At 61.1% G+C, this 3416-nt stretch carries 4 protein-coding genes; 2 read left to right on the top strand and 2 right to left on the bottom strand.

Annotated features, from left to right (window positions below; translation table 11 throughout):
- Positions 1-312 (top strand): cytochrome d ubiquinol oxidase subunit II (locus tag AC1D1Z_RS35450; RefSeq protein ID WP_477853458.1); only part of this gene is annotated, 312 nt, incomplete at its 5' end.
- Between the two features lie 100 nt (positions 313-412).
- On the top strand, positions 413-535 hold the full coding sequence (cydX, locus tag AC1D1Z_RS35445) for a cytochrome bd-I oxidase subunit CydX (RefSeq protein ID WP_017957645.1): 123 nt from the start codon (positions 413-415) through the stop codon (positions 533-535).
- Between the two features lie 43 nt (positions 536-578).
- Here the strand turns inward: cydX and AC1D1Z_RS35440 are convergent, their stop codons facing one another.
- Together AC1D1Z_RS35440 and AC1D1Z_RS35435 are read right to left on the bottom strand one after the other, a co-directional pair.
- The gene (locus AC1D1Z_RS35440) at positions 579-2582 is read right to left on the bottom strand and encodes an aldo/keto reductase (protein ID WP_477853455.1); all 2004 of its coding nucleotides are present in this window, start codon (positions 2580-2582) and stop codon (positions 579-581) included.
- A gap of 38 nt (positions 2583-2620) precedes the next feature.
- Positions 2621-3416: ABC transporter ATP-binding protein (locus tag AC1D1Z_RS35435; protein ID WP_477853453.1), on the bottom strand; the 796-nt coding region annotated here is incomplete at its 5' end.

Below are 3416 nucleotides of genomic sequence, written 5' to 3'. Positions count from 1 at the left end.
GCGCTGGCGTTCATCGCCATGCGGGTAAGGCGCGAGGTCATGACACTGCTCTTCAGCAAGGTGGCGATCTTTGGCATCATCTCGACGGTCGGCCTGTCGATGTTCCCGTTCATCCTGCCCTCCTCGCTTGATCCGCGATCGAGCCTGACGGTCTGGGATGCGTCCTCCAGCCACATGACGCTGTTCATCATGCTGGTGGTGACGGTGATCTTCCTGCCGATCATCTTCGCCTACACAGCCTGGGTCTACAAGGTTCTGTGGGGCAAGGTCGATGAGAAGTCGATCACCGACAAGAACAGCCACGCTTACTAGAGCGATTCATTAGAACCGCTCTAACCTTTTGTTTTTACGCAATTTCGGACGGAAAACCGCTTCGCATTTTTCCTGGAATTGCTCTGAGGGAGACCAAACGATGTGGTATTTTGCATGGATCCTCGGCCTGCCGCTGGCCGCGGCTTTCGCCGTTCTCAACGCCATGTGGTATGAGCTGATGGACGACGCGGCCAGGAAGAAAGCTTCCGAGCCGCGCAAGTAGAAAAGCCAAGGGCGCGGTTCAAACCGCGCCCTTTGCTGTTGCGTCAGCCTTCCAGCCACTTCACCTGATCGGGCGTCAGCTTGATGTCGAGCGCCGAGAGACTGTCTTCCAACTCGGCGACGGTGCGCGGCCCGATCAGTGGAATGACCGGGAAAGGCTGGSCGATCACATAGGCAAGCGCGATATGGATCGGATTGCGGCCGAGTTTGCTGGCAAGCTCGATGGCGCGGTCGCGACGTCCGAAGTTGCGCTCGGAATACCAGACCCGGACGATTTCCTCATCATCCCGCTTGTCGCGGCCGGCACGATCGGTAAAGAAGCCGCGACCCTGGCTCGACCAGGCGAAGTTCGGGATCTGCTTGTCGTTCAGCCACTTTTTCCAGTCGTCATCGGAAGCGGCAACGCAGCCGGCCCAGATCGGGTCGAGCATCTCGGCGAGCGAGAAGTTGTTGGACAGTGCTGCCGGCGCCGTCTTACCGGTCTTTTCGGCATAGGCGATCGCCTCGTCGAAGCGCGCCCGCGTCCAGTTCGAACCACCGAATATGCCGCGGATGCGTCCGCGCTTGACCTCGGCATCCATGGCATCGACGAACTCGCCGACGGGCACGTCGGTGTTGTCGCGATGCATGAAATAGATGTCGACATAGTCGGTCTTCAGCCGGGAAAGCGACTGGTCGAGCTGCTTTGCGATCATATCGGGATAGCAGAGCGGCGAATGCGCGCCCTTGCCGATCAGCACGATCTCCTCGCGCGGCACCTTGCGGCTCGTGTGCCAATCGCCGAAGATCGCTTCCGTCTTRCCACCGCCATAGACATAGGCCGTGTCAAAGGCATTGCCGCCGGCCTCGTAGAAGGCGTCGAGCGTCAGCGAGGCAGAGGCGAAGTTCGGAAAGAACTCGAAGCCGAGGGTCACGACAGAAGCCGGCTTGGAAATGCCGGGAATTTGACGCTGCGGAACGCTGTTGCCGCGCGCGATCGCGCCGCCGGCAATGTTTGCCGTGCGTTTGCTGGCTTTTTCCACGCCGTATTCGAGGCCGACCGAGGCACGCCACTGGTCGAGCACACGCAGGTTTCCGATCGAATCTGCCCAGCTCATGCCGGGAGAGCTGAATTCGGTCTTGCCGGCGCGGATGGCATCGMCAGCCGCGTCCGCCTCGAAGGAATAGAGCCAGCGATCCTCCCTGAGTTCGACGGTTTCTCGGCTGCCGCCCTTGAAGATCTCGATCTTGCCGACGCCGCCCTTGTGGCCGGAGGCAAACCAGAAGTCCTGGACCTCGATCCGGCCCTCGGAGCCGATGATGCGCAACACATTGTCCTGCTGCGCCATGATCGAGCAGGAGACTTCGGCGATGATCTCGTTCGGGAACTTGAGCACGGCAGATGCCCATTCATCGACGCCGCTCTCTCCGAGATGGGCGACGCCCGAGACCTTCTCCGGTTCGAGGAAGGCCTTGCCCTCTGCGGCGCCGGCAATCAATCTGGCCATCGAGACCGGATAACCGCCGACATCGAGAATGCCGCCGCCGGCGGTGTCGTTGGCGAAAAGCCGGTGTTCCGGCTTGTAGCTGCCCATGTTGAAGCCGAAGCTCGAGCGGATGATACGGACAGTGCCAATGACGCCGCTTTTGACGAGTTCGACCAGTTTCTCCGTCTGCGGATGCACGCGGTACATGAAGGCTTCCCCGGCAAAGACGCCGGCTTTTTTCGCCTCGTAATAGACCGCTTCGGCATCATAGGCCGAGAGCGCGATCGGCTTTTCCACCAGGATGTGCTTGCCGGCGCGTGCCGCTTTGATCGCCCATTCGGCGTGGCCGGTATGGGGCACGGAGATATAGACAGCATCAACTTCGGGGTCGGAAAGCAGCGCCTCGTAGCCGTTGACGATGCGGGCGCCGGGGAAGTTTTCGGCAAGGCCCGGCTTTGCCGGATTGCGGGTAGCGATCGCCACCAGCTTCCCCGTGCGAGAATGGGCGACGCCATCGGCAAAGGTGCGGGCGATGGTGCCGGGGCCGATGATGCCCCATCGGATCGGTTGATCTGAAGTCATGGAAAATCCTCTTTCGTCTTTCTGTCCTGGGATTTGGTTCAGCGAAGCCGTTTACCGGCGCCGTCGAAAAGGAATGTGCGGTTGGCGGGAAGGCCGACTGTCAGCGTCTCGCGATTGCCGGCGACGCGCGATTCCGGCCGCTCGATGATCAGTTGCTCGGGGCCGATGGTGGCGTAGATGTAACTGGTATTGCCGAGATGTTCGGCGACGTCGATGGTGACGGTGAGGTCGGCATCGCCCATGCCCGCATCGACGAAATGTTCGGGACGGATGCCGAGCGTCACCTTTGCGCCGGCTTCGATCGGAACGGCGACAGGCAGCGGCAGGCGCGTATTGGCGTCGCTTTCCAGGGCAATCACCACCCGACCCGGCTGCGTCTCAACCACCACGGCCTTCAGGAAATTCATCTTCGGCGAACCGACGAAACCGGCGACGAACTGGTTTGCGGGATCGTCGTACAGATCGAGCGGCGCGCCGATCTGTTCGATATTGCCGGCGCGCAGCACGACGATCCTGTCGGCGAGTGTCATCGCTTCCGTCTGGTCGTGGGTGACGTAGATCATCGTCGTGCCGAGCTGCTTGTGCAGTCTTGATATTTCGACGCGCATCTGCACGCGCAGTTMCGCATCGAGGTTCGACAAAGGTTCGTCGAACAGGAAGACCTGGGGTTCGCGGACGATGGCTCGACCGATCGCGACGCGCTGACGTTGGCCGCCGGAAAGCTGCTTCGGCCGCCGCTTCATCAACTCGGTGATCTGCAGGATCTCGGCGACATGGCGCACGCGCCGTTCGGTATCGGCCTTCGGATTGCCGTTCATGCGCAGGCCGAAGCTC

The organism is Rhizobium sp. P1_E1 (assembly GCF_056406015.1).
This window is presented reverse-complemented; position numbering and strand designations above follow the sequence as displayed.

What these genes read in the sequence shown, in the direction of transcription:
- cydX (WP_017957645.1), top strand. Translation starts at nt 413, where the DNA reads ATGTGGTATTTTGCATGGATCCTCGGCCTGCCGCTGGCCGCGGCTTTC.